This is a genomic window from Pauljensenia sp. C0254C2 (assembly GCF_056583835.1).
This window is the reverse complement of record NZ_JBWPJO010000001.1, coordinates 197,586-212,718: the sequence shown is the minus strand read 5'-3', so window position 1 is coordinate 212,718 and position 15,133 is coordinate 197,586. Positions and strand designations below refer to the sequence as shown.

Genomic DNA, 15,133 nt, shown 5'->3' with positions numbered 1-15,133 from the left:
TCTACCGGTTTTACTGCGTTACCCCTTCACTGCGCCCGCTGTCAGACCCGACACGATGTACTTTTGCAGATACTGGAACAGCACAATCACCGGAATTGCCGCGACAACGGCTCCTGCGGCGAACAGGCCCCACGGTGCCACGCGCTCATCGGCAGCCCAGTTGTACATGCCGACAGCCAGTGTGAAATTTGATTCGCTTTGCAGCACAACACGCGCAATGACGAAGTCGGAGAAACTGGCGATAAAGGACAGTAAACCGACAACAGCCAGGATCGGGATCACGAGCGGCATGATGATCGTCCAGAACGTCTGAGCGTGGCTTGCCCCGTCGATTTCGGCCGCTTCGTCAAGTTCGCGGGGAACGGTGTTAAAGAACCCGTACAGCAGGAAGGTGTTCGACCCCAATGCGCCGCCCAGATACACGCAGATCAGCGCCAGACGAGAGTCCAGTCCCAGGACCGGAAAAACGTCCTGGAGGGCGAGCAGCAGCAGGAACAGTGCCACGAATGCCAGCATCTGCGGGAACATCTGAACCAGGAGCAGGAAGGTGAGTGTGCCGCGTCGCCCTCGGAAACGAAAACGGGAAAATGCGTAAGCGGCCGCAGCGCCCATCAGCACTGTACCAATCGCGGTAATCGATGAAACGATCAGCGAGTTCTTGATCCACTGCCAGTACGTGGTTTGCCCCAGTGCTTGGAAGTTCTCCAATGAGAAGTGCTGGAATAACTTGTTGGCTCCGGTCAGCGTCGCGCCCGGCGACAGGGAGACAGACAAGACGTACAGCAGAGGAATCAGACAGTAGATGGTGACGAGGATACCGACCACATACCTCCACCCCAGCTCTCGCATCCATCGGCCAGCCGACATCGAGTGGCGTGTATTGTTCGCCTGATCGTTGTGTGCGCCGCGTGTTGTGGCAGCTTGAGACGTTGATGCAGTAGTCATCACAGTTCCTCCAATGCGCGCGTCTTCCTGAAGCCCAGCCAGGAGATCACTCCTACGACGATGAAGATGACGATCGACATGGCTGATGCCAGACCGAAGTTCTGCCCGCCCCGGTCAAATGCGATCTTGTAGACCATCGAGATCAAAATGTCAGTCTCACCCACCGGCACCGACAATCCCGGATAGGACGGGCCGCCACCTGTGAGCATGTAGATCAGTGAGAAGTTGTTGAAGTTGAAGGCAAACGATGAGATGAGCAGTGGGACCGTCGATTGCAGCACCAGTGGTAGCTTCACTGACCACACTGTGCGCAGCGCCCCTGCTCCGTCTATCTTCGCCGCCTCCATGACGTCAGAGGGCAACGATTGCAGTGCACCCAGGCAGACGAGGAACATGTATGGGAATCCGAGCCACAAGTTCACCCCCAGGATGGAGACCTTCGCCCACGTCCCATCGGTCAGCCACGGAATATTCGCTCCGGGCATCCAGCCCAGCAATGCCTCGTTGACGAAGCCGAAGCGCTCGTTGAGCATGCCGCGCCAGACCAGGGTGGCGAGGAAGCCAGGGAACGCGTAGGGCAGAATCATCAGGGACTGGAAGACGCGCCGGCCTTTGATGCGCTGATCAGCGAATGTCAATGCCAGGAAGAGGCCGAAGGCGAAGGTGGTGATCACCGATCCGAATGCAAAGACGAACGACCAGATCAGCGATTTAAAGAACGGGACGGCCAGGTCAGGGCTGACCACCATTGAGGCGTAGTTGTCGAAACCGACAAAGACGCGCCACCCGGGCGTGAGGTGCTCGCCGTCTGGTGAGGTGAAGAAACCGTCACTGTCTGCCGTGTACACCACGCCGGTTGCCGTGTTTGTCATGGTGTCGGCTTGTTCGTCGTAGTGGAATGTGGGCTGAGCCAGATAACCTTTGGAGCCGTCGGTGGTGACGTAATACCCGTCGTCAGGGTTGTCACTGACCGGTACAGTCAGGTTGACCACGTCGTTTTGTCGGGCTGCAACATCTGCAAACGCGAGGACGTCGTAGCCTTCCACCGAGGTGATACCCAGGGAGCCGACTTGTGCGTTGACCTCATGAAGCGGCACATCCTCAAAACCGACGCTCACCGCATGTGTATCGGGATCTTCGACCGCCAGCCCCAGTGTGCCGCCGTCGTCGACGACCGCCATATTGACGGTGGGCGCGCCATCCACCCTTTTCTTGTTCTCCATCATGATGGAGCTGATGGCGTCAGCTTTGGTCGAGTTATGCCCTTGCCCGTAGTTTGTGAAGGACACGTAGCCGGTATACCCCATGACGAAGACCTGGTAGATCAGGAGGAACACCAGGCCGGGGATCAGGTATTTGGCGGGCAGCATCCGCGAGGAAAAATAGATGAAATCGACGGCAACCAGCAGAAGGACCAGTAGCGCCACGATGAGCCACGACTGGACGAACGCCGCTGTGATGATGCCGTAGACGCCGAGTGCATTGACGAGCATCATCAAGATCAATTTGGCGATAAAACCGGGCCTCGTTATGTCGCGGGCATGTGAAGTGCGGTACGAGGGGGCCTGCGGTGAATCCGTTGACTGTGAGGACTGTTCTGTGTGAGAAGACGTTGCTGATGAAGGCGACGACATGGCCTACTCCTGATTGGGTGAACAGAGTGCGGGCGGCACGGTGGATGAGAAAAGAGATGCGAGGCACCTCGTTTCTCATCCCCGTGCCACTGGTCTGTCACGCTGCAGTGAGCAGCGCGACGCGACAGACACTACTCAATAGCGCCTTGAATGTTGGAGATCATCGTGTTCCAGCCTTCTTCGGGAGCTTCCTTGCCGGAGATGATGTTCGCTTCGGTCAGACCCCAGAACTGCCACACGGCGCTCATCTCAGGAATAGACGGCATGGGCATACCGGTTTCGGCAATCTTGGAGAAAGCCTGAATGTCAGGGTCATCAATTGCGGCGGCTGTTTCTTTCAGAGCCGGTGTGCGCCCAGCCAGGTCGTACATTTTCTGCTGCGCTTCGGGGGTCTTCATAAAGTCCATGAACTTCGAGACAAGCACCTGGTTCTGGCTCTTTGCAGATGCGTAGAAGACTTGGACGCCGACGAACGGCGCCGCTGTTTCACCTCCCGCTGAGGGGATGGGCAGCACAGAGATGTCCATGCCGGCATCGCGGAAAGCGTCAACGTTCCACGGACCCGTCACGGTGTATGCCGCTTTGCCGTCCAGGAAGGACTGCTTGGCGATTTCGCCGGTGATGTTGATGTCGAAGATTCCAGCGTCTGCCTGTTGCTTCAGCCATGTAGCATACGCCACCCCCTTTTCGCCACCCATCGTCAGCTCTGAGGTGTAGGAACCGTCAGCTTCCTGAGCAAAAACCGTTGCACCAAAGGAGGTCTGGAATGGGTAGTAATGGTACGGGTCTCCCTGATCTCCGGTTTGGAGGACGAACGGATACTCGGCTCCTGTCGCTTTGCCCGATTCGATCATCTCGTCGAATGTGGCAGGCTCATCCGTGGTCAGCGCGTTATTGCGCACCAGTGCCAGCGATTCGGTGGCGTAGGGCACGCCGTAGGTCTGCCCGTCATAGGTCACGGCCTGCACTGCTGATTCGGTAAAGGCGTCAGCTGAATCGGCAATGTCAACCGGAGCGACCACACCATTGTTGACCAGTTCTCCCAGCCCATCGTGAGCGGTCACCATCATGTCGGGGCCTTTGCCGGTAGGTACCTGCGCGATGAAGTCTTTCGACATGGTGTCGTTGGACTTGGAGAAGATATTGACGTCAATTTGCGTTTGAGCAGTGAAATCTTTCGCGAGTTCTTTCAGCGGCCCGGTTCGGGTGTCATCTGCCCAGATAGTGAGGGATCCAACGGTTGCAGCACCGTCCGAAGCGGACTGTCCGATGGCGGACTGTTCCGCGTCAACACCGTCTGAGGACTGGCCGGACGGCGAATTTCCGCCGCACGCTGTCAGTGTGGCAACGATGGCGAGGGCACCAAGTACAGTTATGCGTCTGCGCATTCAAACTCCTATGATCGGGTGATCGTGAATCCGCACGCTCCGCTGCCGTGCGGTTGTAGCTCTTACTGTAAATAATCTCCGACAATTGTGCAAGGATTTACAGAAAAGATAGAGAACTGTTACATTCAGTACAGCGTCCACTCGGTGAGCCATGCACGGCTCACCCTCGTGATCGACTACGATCGATAAGACGTACATAACGGGGAGGGTTCAATGCCGAAGCACCGCACACGGATGACTGATATCGCTGAACACGCGCAGGTGTCAACAGCTACCGTGTCACGCGTCATTAACGGAACTGGCCCCGTGTCAGCCGAGACGCGCCACCGCGTCCTGACGGCGATTGATTCTCTGGGGTATGAACGCCCCCTTCCTGAACGCTCCTCCTCCACCCCCTGCGTCGGGATCATCATCCCCGAACTGACCAATCCAATTTTCGCCGCATACGCCCACGCCATCCAGGCTGAGGTTTCGCGCACAGGTGCAATCCCATTGATCTGCAGTCAGACTCCCGGCTCCACCTCCGAGGGTGACTACGTTCAAACCCTTCTGTCCCACGGATGCTCCGGCTTGATTTTTGTGTCGGGGCGTCACGCCGATTTTCGCGGAGATATGTCCCGCTACCATCACCTGCGCGAACGACGCATCCCATTCGTCACCATCAATGGATCACGCGAGGAGATTGAAAGCGCAGATTTTTCTGCCGCCGACCAGATCGGTATCTCGATCGCCGTGCGTCACCTGCGCGAACTGGGACACACACGGATCGCTCTGCTGTCCGGGCATACGCACATCGTGCCCGCCAGCAGGAAAGTCGACGCATTCAAGACAGTCATGGCTCAGGAGTTCGGAATCGACAAGCCGCGCATTGTCGAAACGTTCTACACATACGAGGCCGCCGCAGCTGCAACTCACGGTCTGCTCGATGAAGGCATGACTGCCCTCGTCACTGGATCAGATATGCAGGCACTGGGCGCAATTCGCGCGGCAAAGTCACGTGGCATGCGCGTGCCGGATGACCTGTCGGTTGTCGGGTTTGACGATTCGCAACTCATGGCTCACCTCGATCCACCCCTCACGACGATCCGCCAGCCTGTCGATGCAATTACCACGGCTGCAGTTCGCACTCTGTTCGAAGCGATTAAGAATCCTGACATGCCCGCCACGTCCGGGGCATTTTTGTACACACCGGATCTGGTTGTCCGCGGTTCGACTGGCCGAGCGCCGTCCACATCGCGATAAACTACACATCTCACACCAGGTCCACTTGACATTCATTCTCACTTACGGTGGAGTTGTAGGTATGAAGATCTCGCGTCCTCTCCTCACCCTCGTCTGCGCTGCCACCGTGCTCGCCGGGTGTTCCACTCCTTCAGCACCCCAATCCACGCAGTCTGAACGGTCGGTCATCGCTGACGCAGGCCAGTCCTCCCAGTCCGACGGGTCGACGGTACTCAACGTCGCGGCATCCTTCTACCCGTTGCAATATCTGGTGGAGCAGATCGGCGGTGATCGTGTAGCCGTGTCGTCACTGACACCTCCGGGCGCCGAACCGCACGACCTGGAGCTGTCGCCGGCCAAGGTGAACGAATTGGGGCGTTCAGACATCGTGGTCTATCTTTCTGGTTTCCAGACTGCCGTCGATGACGCTGTTGCGATCAATCCACCCGAACACGTTGTTGACGTTGCCAGTGCTGTTCAGCTCCTGTCCCCCACGCACGTAGACGAGGACGCGCAGTCGGGGCACAGTGAGGCCGAGGACACTGACTCGGCGGATGAGGAACACGGCGATCACGACACAGGTCACGAACATGACCACGGTGACGTGGATCCACATTTCTGGCTGGATCCCCAGCGTATGGCTCAAGCTGCCACGATGATTGGACAGGCGCTCGCAAAAGCCGACCCAACCAACGCGCAGCTGTACACCACGCAGGCGGCCCAGGTGTCTACTTCCCTCAACGAATTGTCGACGGAAATTGTCGAGGGCACACGCAAGTGCGCTCACACGACATTCATCACCTCGCACGAGGCCTTCGGTTACCTGGCCGACCGCGCCAGCGTGAACCAGGAAGGCATTGCCGGTATTGATCCGGAAACATCGCCCTCGCCAGCCAAACTGAAGGAGATCTCCGAGCTGGCCAAGAAAGAAGGCGTGACGACAATTTTCACTGAGACTCTCATTGACCCGAAGATTGCGCAGACACTGGCAGAGGACCTGGGAATTAAGACCGCAGTCCTTGATCCCCTCGAATCCCAAAACGATCCATCCAAGGACTACATGGACGTGATGAGAGACAATCTGGCTGCTCTGCGCACAGCACTGGATTGCAAGTAGCCCCCGCAATGACCTGCCCCGATGCGTCTGACATGACCACTCTTGCCGTCAGCATGCGTGACCTGCATGTCGCGTGGGATGACACCCTCATCCTGCACGGCATTAACCTGGATATACCCGCCGGACAAACGCTCGCCGTGACGGGTGCCAACGGTTCCGGCAAGTCCACGCTGGTACACGCGATCCTTGGCACCGCACCGGTGACACGTGGCAGCATGTCACTGTTCGGCATGCAGGTCAGTGCGCACGGCAAGCGACCATGGTCGCGCATCGGCTACGTCCCGCAATATTCACGCGCAGGCGGCGGCGTCGCCTCCAATGCGCGTGAAGTTGTCGCCTCAGGTTTACTGGGGCCTCGAAAATTCTGGCTGTCACGCTCCGATCGACGCAAAGCGCTCGGTGCTCTGGAACTGGTCGGGCTCGCACATCGCGCAAACGATCCGGTCTCCATCCTGTCGGGTGGGCAGCGTCAGCGCGTCAACATTGCGCGCGCCCTGGTGCGCCACCCGGATTTTCTCATCATGGATGAGCCGCTAACTGGAATCGATTCGGTTTCGCGCCAACGCCTGGCGTCGATCGTGCAGTCAGCCAAGGACGGGGGCACCACCATTGTGTTGGTCCTGCATGAGCTAGGGGAACTACGCCCCCTCCTGGATCGTCAAATCACCATTGCCGCCGGCCACATCACCTACGACGACGCCCCACAACCGGCATCGACCGAGGAGGCGAGCCATCATGGATGAGGCACTCGCCGACCTTTTCACATCCCCACTGATGCTCCGCTCCCTGCTGGCAGCGCTGCTGGTCGGACTGTGCGCACCCATCGTCGGCACCTACCTGGTACATCGCCGCATGGCGATGCTGGGAGACGGCATCGGGCACGTCTCGCTGACGGGTGTGGCTCTGGGCTGGATCGCCGGGACAGCTGCAAACGTGACGCCTTCTGATCAATGGGCATTGCCGGGCGCCCTTGTCGTATCAATCCTGGGCGCGGTGACGATCGAAGTCGTCAGGCTCAGTGGCCGCACCAGTGCCGACGTTGCCCTCGCCATGTTGTTCTACGGAGGCATCGCCACCGGCGTCCTGCTGATCGGTCTGGCAGGTGGAACGTCCACACAGTTGAACTCGTATCTATTCGGATCCATCTCAACAGTGCAATGGGGTGACGTCTATCTGATCGGCGCGCTATGTGCACTCATATTGCTCATTGGCCTGGGATTCTCTCCTGCACTGTACGCAGTGACCGATGATGAGGACTTCGCGCACTCAACCGGCCTTCCGGTGGCTGCCCTGTCCATCCTCATCGCGATCCTGTCGGCGTTAACTGTCGCAGTTGCGATGCGCGTCGTGGGCTCGCTCCTGGTGTCGGCCCTGATGATCGTCCCGGTCGCAATCGCGCAACTCGTCACCCGTTCCTTCCGCTCCACAATGGCCTGCGCAATGGCTCTGGGAACCGTGCTATGTGTCGGCGGCCTTGTGGTGACCTACTTCGTGGATGTCTCCCCCGGCGCACTCATCGTGGTGGCAGCTATCGTCGTATACATCCTCGGATTCGTCATCAAGGCTGCCATTGACGGTATTCGACGAGGGCGACGCCTCCAGGTCACCGGCGGACATACACATCTGATTGCCGGTGATCCTCACGCTCATTCGGCGCATCCTGACTCCCCCGATCGGATGGGCACACCACCAGCAGATGACACACTGTAATCTCCATTTCTCGCCTCAACCCTGTATGCTTCCAAGAACGAGAAGATTTACTTCAGGGTCGGCAAGAGGGGGACATCGTGCAGCGGATGACTCGGCAACGTCAATCCGTCTTTAACGAGCTGCGTCGTGACAAGGACTTTCGTTCCGCACAGCGGATCTACGACGACCTGACAAATCAGGGGCAGCGCGTCGGCCTAGCGACGGTCTACCGCAATCTGCAGGCACTGGCTGAGATGAATGTCGTCGATGTCCTGCGCATGGACGATGGCGAATCGATGTTCCGTCTGTGCGAAGATGAAGGCCACCACCACCACCTGGTGTGCCGCAACTGCGGTCACACTGAAGAGATCGAAGTCAGCGAAGCAGAATCCTGGATTTCTCAGATCGCCTCGCAGCACGGCTTCACTGAGGTTGCCCATTCGCTCGAAGTATTCGGTCTGTGCTCTGAGTGCAGCGCTGTTGAGGATGACGAGGACTGATGCCAGTTCCCCAGTGGGCCTCAAGCGGGCTGCCTCTTTTCATCTTCCTGTTCTTTGTCGTCTTCTTGCGCGCCCAGGGCACCTATTGGCTTGGTCGAGGCGCCGCCGCGGGCGCCCTGAAAGGTGACGGACACTCCGGCCTCATCGGCGCGATCGCCCGCTGGTTTAACGGGCCTGTTCCCCGCCGCGGTGCAGAACTGCTCGAAAAATGGGGACTTTTGATCATCCCACTGTGCTTCCTCACCGTCGGTGTTCAGACAGCGGTCAATGCCGGTGCCGGAGTTGTCCGGTTGAAGTGGCGCACCTATACCCTCGCGATGCTTCCCGGGTGCGTAGCGTGGTCGATCATGTACGGGCTGGGACTGCTGGCTGTGTGGGTCGCTGCCATCGGCGCAATCGCAGGCTCTCCGATTGCATGGATCGGGATCGCTCTGGCGGTGATTATTCTGGCCAGCTGGCTCATTTATCGTCGCTCGCACCCCAAAGCGGCACCTCAGGAAGTCCTGACGTGCGAGGAATCCCCGGTATCAGCACAGTAGGACGCTCACCGAAGCGGCGCGTGCGGTGAATTGACGGCGCCACCGAAACGGCGATCACGTTTCCCGTAGGACGCCAGACATTTCCACAGTTCACTGCGGTCAAATTGCGGCCACGGCGTATCCACGAACATCATCTCCGCGTACGCCAGCTGCCAGAGCAGGTAGTTCGAAATACGTTGCTCGCCTGAGGTGCGAATCATCAGGTCGACATCTGGCACATCGGGCAGATACAAGTGGCGCGCAAACGTCCGTTCAGTCACGCCAGCCGGCTTCATCGTCCCGTCAGCAATCTCCATGGCAATCGTGCGTGCAGCGTCCACAATTTCGGCGCGCCCACCGTAGTTGACACACAAAATCAGATCGAGCGTCCGGTTCGATTCGGTGGCGCGCTCAGCTTTTTCCAGGGCGTGAATAACGGACTTCCACAGTTTGGGTCGCCGTCCACTCCATCGCACGCGCACACCCCATTCATCAAGTTGGCCCGTCCTGCGCGTGAGCACATCGGGCGCGTAGTTCATGATGAAACGCACTTCAGCCGGGGAACGTTTCCAGTTTTCCGTCGAAAAGGTGTAGACGCTCAGATAGCGCACGCCCGCGTCAATGGCACCGGCGATCGTGTCCATCAGGGAGTATTCTCCGGCGTGATGCCCTGCCGTGCGATTCAATCCGCGAGCATTGGCCCATCGACCATTTCCATCCATCACGAGGGCGACGTGGCGAGGCACGCGGTCAAAAACGGGAACCGGTTGGGACCACTGACCCGGACCGAGCACAGGAGCAGTGGGATCTGATGGTGCCCGATCAACCGGAGCCTGGGCAGATGTCATGCCCGTTTCCTTTCGAAGAGCTGGAGTGCGCGCAGCTTACGTTCCAAATGCCACTGCGTATACGCCGATGTCAGGTGTGCGACGCGTTGCCGGTCATACGCTTCGGTGCGGTCAGCCTGATCCCAGTTTCCGGCCAGGAGGTGCCCCATCAGTTCCATCGTGTTCTCCGAGACGGCCACTCCCCCTTCGCTTTGGCACTCGTCGCACAGCGCGCCACCCTCGGAAATGGAGAAGGACGTGTGCGGGCCGGGCTTGCCGCAACTGGCGCATGCGAAGCACGAGGGTGCCCACCCCGCCACTGACAGGGCGCGTAGAAGATACGAATCGACGATGAGGACCGGGTCGTGACGCAGGTTGGCCAACGCGTGGAGTGCTCCGAGCAGGAGTGAGTATTGAGCGTGTGCGCCGTCAGCTGAATCGCCCGTGAGGCGTTCGGCTGTTTCCACCATGACGGTTCCGGCGGCGAACAAATCGAAGTCCGAAGCCAGTTGAGTGCCGTAGGGACGCAGCATTTCCACCTGCGTCACAATGTCGAATGTGCGGCCACGATGCAGCTGTACGTCGATCAGTGAGAACGGTTCCAGGCGCGCACCGAATTTCGAGGTGGTGCGGCGTACCCCTTTGGCTACCGTGCGTACCTGCCCGTTTTCCTTGGTGAGCAGGCAGACGATACGGTCAGCTTCCCCCAGTTTGTGGGTGCGCAGGACGATCGCCTGGTCCCGGTAGCTTCTGATCACGCTCGCATTGTCTCACAGGCTGGTCGAGGCGCCACCGGACACGTCGACCGGCACCGTCAATGCGCTTTTAGCGCAAAGCGCGGTTCATGGCGGAAATAACTGCCTTGTAGGTGGCAGTCGTGATCGACGAATCGATGCCGACGCCCCAGACGATCTGACCGTCGACCGCTGCTTCCACATATGCGGCTGCCGTGGCGTCACGTCCCTGGCTCATGGCGTGCTCAGAGTAGTCGAGGATGCGCACATCCAGGTCGAAATCGTGCATAGCTGCGACGAATGCGTCGATCGGGCCGGTTCCCACGACGCTGATGGCAACGGGCTGTCCCTGATCCAGGATTTCCCCGCGCAGTTCCACTTCCTGCTCTTTGCCGCGCGTGTACAGGTGGAAGTCTCCCATTTCGAAGCGTCCCCACGGGGCCAGGCCACTTGCCCTGTCGGCGGGCAGGTATTCGTCGGTGAAGATTTTCCACAGGTTTTCGGAGTTGATCTCTCCGCCAAAGGAATCTGTGTGACGCTGAACGATGCGTGAGAATTCGATTTGCAGGCGTCGCGGCAGTTCCATGTGGTGTGCGGTCGACATGAGGTAGGCGACGCCCCCTTTGCCGGACTGGGAGTTGACGCGCACGATCGCCTCGTAGGAGCGTCCCACGTCGTGCGGGTCGATCGGCAGGTACGGAATGCCCCACGGCACAGCGTTTTCATCTCCGCCGACTTCCGCAACTTTCTTCTTGCGGGCTTCGAAGCCCTTCTTGATGGCGTCCTGGTGCGATCCGGAGAAGGACGTGTAAACCAGGTCCCCCACGTAGGGCATACGCGGCGGGGTTTCCATCATGGTGCAGTGTTCCACCGTGTGCCGGATGCGATCCACGTCGGAAAAGTCAATACCCGGATCGATACCCTGGCTCATCATGTTCAGGCCGAGGTTGACCAGGTCCACGTTGCCGGTTCGTTCCCCCTGTCCAAGCAGGCATCCCTCTACGCGGTCAGCGCCGGCCAGCAACGCCAGTTCCGCTGCTGCAACACCCGTTCCGCGGTCATTATGCGGGTGGACGGACAGTGCGATGTGGCCACGCCTCGACAGGTTCGTTGACATCCATTCGATCTGGTCGGCAAACACATTAGGCGTTGCGCGCTCCACCGTTGCCGGCAGATTCAGCACAATTTCACGGTCGTCGTCAGGCTGCCAGATATCCATGACTGCTTCGCAGATTTCGGCTGCGAAGTCCAGCTCCGTGTCCACGAAGATTTCCGGTGAGTATTCGAAGCCGAAGATCGTGTCATCTGAGAGGACTTTTTCTGCCCGCGCCATGATTTCCCGGGTGCCGCTTTGTGCCAGGTCAACGGTTTGTGCCTTGTCCATACGGAAGACGAGCTCGCGGAACAGTGGCGAGGTTGCGTTGTACAGGTGAACCGTTGCCCGGGGAATGCCGACGAGGGCGTCGATGGTGCGCTCAATGAGTTCGGTGCGTGATTGTGTCAGCACAGACACTGTCACGTCTTCAGGGATCGCCTCATCGTCAATCAGAGAGCGAACAAAGTCGTAGTCGGTTTGCGATGCCGCTGGGAATCCAATCTCGATTTCCTTGTACCCCAGTGAGACCAGCAAATCGAACATGGCACACTTGCGCGTGGGATCCATCGGCTCGATCAGTGCCTGGTTGCCGTCACGCAGGTCGGTGGACAGCCAGCGCGGAGCGCGTGTCATACGCTTGGTAGGCCATGTGCGCGTGGGCAGGTCGATGGGGTTGGATTCCAGGAATGGAATGTACTTGTCAACCGGCATGGAGCTGGCTTGAGGTGTGGGAACGTTGGCTGTTGTGCGCATCTGCTTTCTTCTTTCCTGCTGGTGTCGATTCCGGTGGCGAACCGGCTTGACCGGGGTCGACAAACGCCGCGACGAGGTTCCGGCCTTTTCAGGCCTCGTCGCGGCACATAAGCAGGAGTGTGCGCTGCATCATGATCTCCACCGTAATGAGATTGGGACCACCGCGCCGCACGCGTTTCACAAAGTGGACACTACGCGCCGCTGGTCGGACGCCAGTTCCCGTGCAGTTGACGTTTGAATCGACGATGCCAAACCTGTTGATGCGCACCGCGCCTGCGTCAGTTCATGCGTCAGCCGGCGCTGTTAGAACTGTTATCAGCGCGTGCGGCCTGTGCACGCCATCTGCGAGCACATGCCTGCAGACGCAGGGTGCTGATCACTGCATATACCGAGATGGGCGACAGGACGAGCGCCGGGATATACAGAGTCAACGCTGCGGCTGTTGGTACCGCAAAGTATGCCCAAGCCATGACTGGAATAAGCAACACGAATATGACCATGATGATGAACGCACAAACCTCACGCACTCTGTTGCGTGAACGAGCAGCCACCAGGTCGTTGCCTCCCGCATTCCATCTGTGCAGGTTCATCTTCTGACGGATGCCTGCATGATACAGCCAGGCGGCAACCGCTCCGCCCAGCAGCGTCGCGGCACAGAAGAGTGCCATGTAGGCGCCGCCGCTCAAATCAGCGGGGAGCTTGGTTACCAGCCACATCGTCAGCGGCGCAAGAAGGAATGCTCCGATCAGTCCCCCGCCCTGTGCGGCTGCTCCACGGTCATCGTTGTCTACCGTGAGATATGCGTGATGCGTGACAGGCTCATACATCACGTAGCGACCCTCGTGCGGACCCACTGGGATCATCTGGCTCCGAGGAATGCGGCAGCTCCCCGGGCGGTTTGTGTCTTCCTTATTCACTCGAACATGATAGGTCGAGGGACGTAGTGGCGCCGGTTCCTGAGCTGTTTCATGACAAGGCAACCTGGAAGGAATGCGCAGAGGCTTCGCCGGGGCCGCCCTCGTCGAAGCGACCGGGAATTCTGACCCCGCACGCCGGACACGTCCCGTTAGCTGTCACGTCGTAGCTGATGAGGCGGTACCAGTCGCGCACGATGAGTTCGTGCCCGCAGGAGGCGCATGTGGTGGTATCCGCTTCGATGTCGTGAACATTGCCGCAGTACACGTAATGCAGCCCTTCGTCGAGTGCAATGGAGCGGGCTCGGCGCAAAGTTTCAGGTGGAGTCGGTGCAGTGGTGCGCATTTTGTGGTCAGGATGGAATGCTGAAAAATGCACAGGCACATCAGGGCCGCACTCACGCAGGATCCACTGGCACTGACTGCGGATTTCCTCAGATGAATCGTTGTGGCCGGGAATCAGCAAGGTTGTGAGCTCCAGCCAGGTGCTGTCCCGCTCAGCGACCCATGCGATCGTCTCCAGGACGTCGCGCAGGTGAGCGCCTGTCAGATGCCAGTACATGTCCTCGGTGAAGCCTTTGAGGTCAATATTTGCCGCGTCCATAGGCGCGAAGAACTCAGATCGAACTTTCGGAGAAATGTAGCCGGCAGTCACAGCTACGGTGCGCACGCCCGCCTCGTGGCATGCCAGAGCCGTATCGATAGCATACTCGGCGTAGATCACGGGATCGTTGTACGTGAATGCGACCGCAGGAATATGATGTCTCACTGCCGCGTCTGCGACCATATGAGGCGTTGCGCGTTCGGCCAGGAGGTCCCATTGTCGAGCCGCTGAGATCTCGTGGTTTTGGCAGAACCTGCATCCCAGGTTGCATCCAGCGGTACCAAATGAGAGCACAGCGGTACCAGGGTAGAAGTGCGCGAGTGGTTTCTTTTCAATGGGGTCCACGCAAAAGCCGCTGGAGCGTCCCCAGGTTGACAGCACAATGTCATCGCCGCGACGCTCCCGTACAAAGCAGTATCCACGCTGCCCATCGCGCAGTTTACATGCACGCGGGCACAAGTCACAGCGCACTCGACCGTCATCGAGGCGTGTTTGCCAGCGTCCGGTGATCGTGTGTGCAGGTGTGGACATGGCGATGCGTGGCTTTACCGATCGGTCATGTCTGACGCACTGGCCGGCACATCACCGTCACCATCCGCGTCCTGGTCGGTGAAGGCTCGCACCGTGTAGGTTTCCACTCGGGCGTCCGGCGACCACCAGGTAGTGGGAAGGCCTGCCTTGCGTTTGAGGTGGGCGAAGAAGTCAGCTGGATCCGCAAGGTCGTCCCATACCTGCGGCAGGAACGTGGCGCGCCGAGTCGGGCCGGCGATCAGGACGACCCCGTCAATTCCGGGACGCAACGATTCAAGCACCGCTTTCTCACTCAACGCCGGCAGGGCCACCGGGGCCGACAGCACCGACACCTCCACGCTGATGCTCGGATATTCAGTTGCGTCAAGGGGATCGAAACGCGGGTCGTGGAAGGCGGCTGCGAGGGCATTATGGATTACGTCGTCGTACAAAGATCCGCGCGGTGAAAGCGACCCAATGCATCCTCGCAAATGAGAGTTGATCGTCAGCGTCACAAAGCTTGCTCCTGGCTCCTGCAGCCATTCGGGCCGGTCGTGCGGTGCCGGTAGGGAGTTCATGACAATCTGGTCGGTACGTGTTCCCTGCAGCCTGAGCCGTATGGCTCCTCGCGCCAGTGGAACCAGGATGCGTCCCGCATTGTCTGGCAGTGATGTTGGCATCTG

15 protein-coding genes are annotated in these 15,133 nt (G+C 59.1%); 6 read left to right on the top strand and 9 right to left on the bottom strand.

Annotated features, from left to right (window positions below):
* Positions 1-18: 18 nt before the first annotated feature.
* The 3 genes from AC1DA5_RS01015 to AC1DA5_RS01005 all read right to left on the bottom strand — a co-directional run bounded on the left by AC1DA5_RS01015 (position 19) and on the right by AC1DA5_RS01005 (position 3,967).
* Positions 19-867, bottom strand: a complete 849-nt coding sequence (locus AC1DA5_RS01015) for a sugar ABC transporter permease (RefSeq protein WP_070727595.1) — start codon at positions 865-867, stop codon at positions 19-21.
* Between the two features lie 77 nt (positions 868-944).
* Positions 945-2,441, bottom strand: a complete 1,497-nt coding sequence (locus tag AC1DA5_RS01010) for an ABC transporter permease subunit (RefSeq protein WP_371935804.1) — start codon at positions 2,439-2,441, stop codon at positions 945-947.
* Positions 2,442-2,710: 269 nt separating this feature from the next.
* A complete protein-coding gene (locus tag AC1DA5_RS01005; RefSeq protein WP_058236397.1) occupies positions 2,711-3,967 on the bottom strand; it encodes a sugar ABC transporter substrate-binding protein in 1,257 nt (418 codons plus the stop codon).
* 213 nt (positions 3,968-4,180) lie between these two features.
* Here AC1DA5_RS01005 and AC1DA5_RS01000 point away from each other — a divergent pair, with 213 nt between their 5' ends.
* The 6 genes from AC1DA5_RS01000 (at position 4,181) to AC1DA5_RS00975 (ending at position 9,033) form a co-directional block, all read left to right on the top strand.
* Positions 4,181-5,209, top strand: a complete 1,029-nt coding sequence (locus AC1DA5_RS01000) for a LacI family DNA-binding transcriptional regulator (RefSeq protein WP_070727528.1) — start codon at positions 4,181-4,183, stop codon at positions 5,207-5,209.
* A gap of 61 nt (positions 5,210-5,270) precedes the next feature.
* Complete coding sequence (locus AC1DA5_RS00995) at positions 5,271-6,305, top strand: metal ABC transporter substrate-binding protein (RefSeq protein ID WP_480289053.1); 1,035 nt, start codon at positions 5,271-5,273, stop codon at positions 6,303-6,305.
* A 32-nt stretch (positions 6,306-6,337) separates the two neighbouring features.
* Positions 6,338-7,048, top strand: a complete 711-nt coding sequence (locus AC1DA5_RS00990) for a metal ABC transporter ATP-binding protein (RefSeq protein WP_074026150.1) — start codon at positions 6,338-6,340, stop codon at positions 7,046-7,048.
* Positions 7,041-8,015: a metal ABC transporter permease gene (locus AC1DA5_RS00985; protein ID WP_092648434.1), complete on the top strand. Its 975-nt coding sequence runs from the start codon at positions 7,041-7,043 to the stop codon at positions 8,013-8,015. The genes AC1DA5_RS00990 and AC1DA5_RS00985 overlap by 8 nt, the downstream gene beginning before the upstream one ends.
* A gap of 77 nt (positions 8,016-8,092) precedes the next feature.
* Positions 8,093-8,494 carry a Fur family transcriptional regulator gene (locus tag AC1DA5_RS00980; RefSeq protein WP_058236393.1) on the top strand — a complete coding sequence of 134 codons (402 nt, stop codon included), beginning with the start codon at positions 8,093-8,095 and terminating at the stop codon, positions 8,492-8,494.
* Positions 8,494-9,033 carry a DedA family protein gene (locus tag AC1DA5_RS00975; protein WP_058236392.1) on the top strand — a complete coding sequence of 180 codons (540 nt, stop codon included), beginning with the start codon at positions 8,494-8,496 and terminating at the stop codon, positions 9,031-9,033. Before AC1DA5_RS00980 ends, AC1DA5_RS00975 begins: the two co-directional genes overlap by 1 nt.
* A 5-nt stretch (positions 9,034-9,038) precedes the next feature.
* Here the strand turns inward: AC1DA5_RS00975 and AC1DA5_RS00970 are convergent, their stop codons facing one another.
* From AC1DA5_RS00970 to amrA, 6 genes are all read right to left on the bottom strand, one after another.
* Positions 9,039-9,860, bottom strand: coding sequence for an isoprenyl transferase (locus AC1DA5_RS00970; protein ID WP_070727518.1), 822 nt, complete (start codon positions 9,858-9,860; stop codon positions 9,039-9,041).
* The gene (gene recO / locus AC1DA5_RS00965; RefSeq protein ID WP_480289075.1) at positions 9,857-10,594 is read right to left on the bottom strand and encodes a DNA repair protein RecO; all 738 of its coding nucleotides are present in this window, start codon (positions 10,592-10,594) and stop codon (positions 9,857-9,859) included. The genes AC1DA5_RS00970 and recO overlap by 4 nt, the downstream gene beginning before the upstream one ends.
* Positions 10,595-10,664: 70 nt before the next feature.
* The gene (gene leuA, locus AC1DA5_RS00960) at positions 10,665-12,422 is read right to left on the bottom strand and encodes a 2-isopropylmalate synthase (RefSeq protein WP_480289052.1); all 1,758 of its coding nucleotides are present in this window, start codon (positions 12,420-12,422) and stop codon (positions 10,665-10,667) included.
* Positions 12,423-12,712: 290 nt separating this feature from the next.
* Positions 12,713-13,339, bottom strand: a complete 627-nt coding sequence (locus AC1DA5_RS00955; protein ID WP_480289051.1) for a hypothetical protein — start codon at positions 13,337-13,339, stop codon at positions 12,713-12,715.
* A 49-nt stretch (positions 13,340-13,388) separates the two neighbouring features.
* Positions 13,389-14,471 carry an AmmeMemoRadiSam system radical SAM enzyme gene (amrS, locus tag AC1DA5_RS00950; protein WP_480289050.1) on the bottom strand — a complete coding sequence of 361 codons (1,083 nt, stop codon included), beginning with the start codon at positions 14,469-14,471 and terminating at the stop codon, positions 13,389-13,391.
* A 14-nt stretch (positions 14,472-14,485) separates the two neighbouring features.
* Positions 14,486-15,130: an AmmeMemoRadiSam system protein A gene (gene amrA / locus AC1DA5_RS00945; RefSeq protein WP_480289049.1), complete on the bottom strand. Its 645-nt coding sequence runs from the start codon at positions 15,128-15,130 to the stop codon at positions 14,486-14,488.
* Between the last annotated feature and the right edge of the window lie 3 nt (positions 15,131-15,133).

Excerpts from the sequence above, each read along its gene's own strand:
- AC1DA5_RS01015 (WP_070727595.1), bottom strand. The coding sequence starts at position 867 with ATGTCGGCTGGCCGATGGATGCGAGAGCTGGGGTGGAGGTATGTGGTC.
- AC1DA5_RS01010 (WP_371935804.1), bottom strand. The coding sequence starts at position 2,441 with ATGATGCTCGTCAATGCACTCGGCGTCTACGGCATCATCACAGCGGCG.
- AC1DA5_RS01005 (WP_058236397.1), bottom strand. The coding sequence starts at position 3,967 with ATGCGCAGACGCATAACTGTACTTGGTGCCCTCGCCATCGTTGCCACA.
- AC1DA5_RS01000 (WP_070727528.1), top strand. The coding sequence starts at position 4,181 with ATGCCGAAGCACCGCACACGGATGACTGATATCGCTGAACACGCGCAG.
- AC1DA5_RS00995 (WP_480289053.1), top strand. The coding sequence starts at position 5,271 with ATGAAGATCTCGCGTCCTCTCCTCACCCTCGTCTGCGCTGCCACCGTG.
- AC1DA5_RS00990 (WP_074026150.1), top strand. The coding sequence starts at position 6,338 with ATGACCACTCTTGCCGTCAGCATGCGTGACCTGCATGTCGCGTGGGAT.
- AC1DA5_RS00985 (WP_092648434.1), top strand. The coding sequence starts at position 7,041 with ATGGATGAGGCACTCGCCGACCTTTTCACATCCCCACTGATGCTCCGC.
- AC1DA5_RS00975 (WP_058236392.1), top strand. The coding sequence starts at position 8,494 with ATGCCAGTTCCCCAGTGGGCCTCAAGCGGGCTGCCTCTTTTCATCTTC.
- AC1DA5_RS00970 (WP_070727518.1), bottom strand. The coding sequence starts at position 9,860 with ATGACATCTGCCCAGGCTCCGGTTGATCGGGCACCATCAGATCCCACT.
- leuA (WP_480289052.1), bottom strand. The coding sequence starts at position 12,422 with ATGCGCACAACAGCCAACGTTCCCACACCTCAAGCCAGCTCCATGCCG.
- amrS (WP_480289050.1), bottom strand. The coding sequence starts at position 14,471 with ATGTCCACACCTGCACACACGATCACCGGACGCTGGCAAACACGCCTC.
- amrA (WP_480289049.1), bottom strand. The coding sequence starts at position 15,130 with ATGCCAACATCACTGCCAGACAATGCGGGACGCATCCTGGTTCCACTG.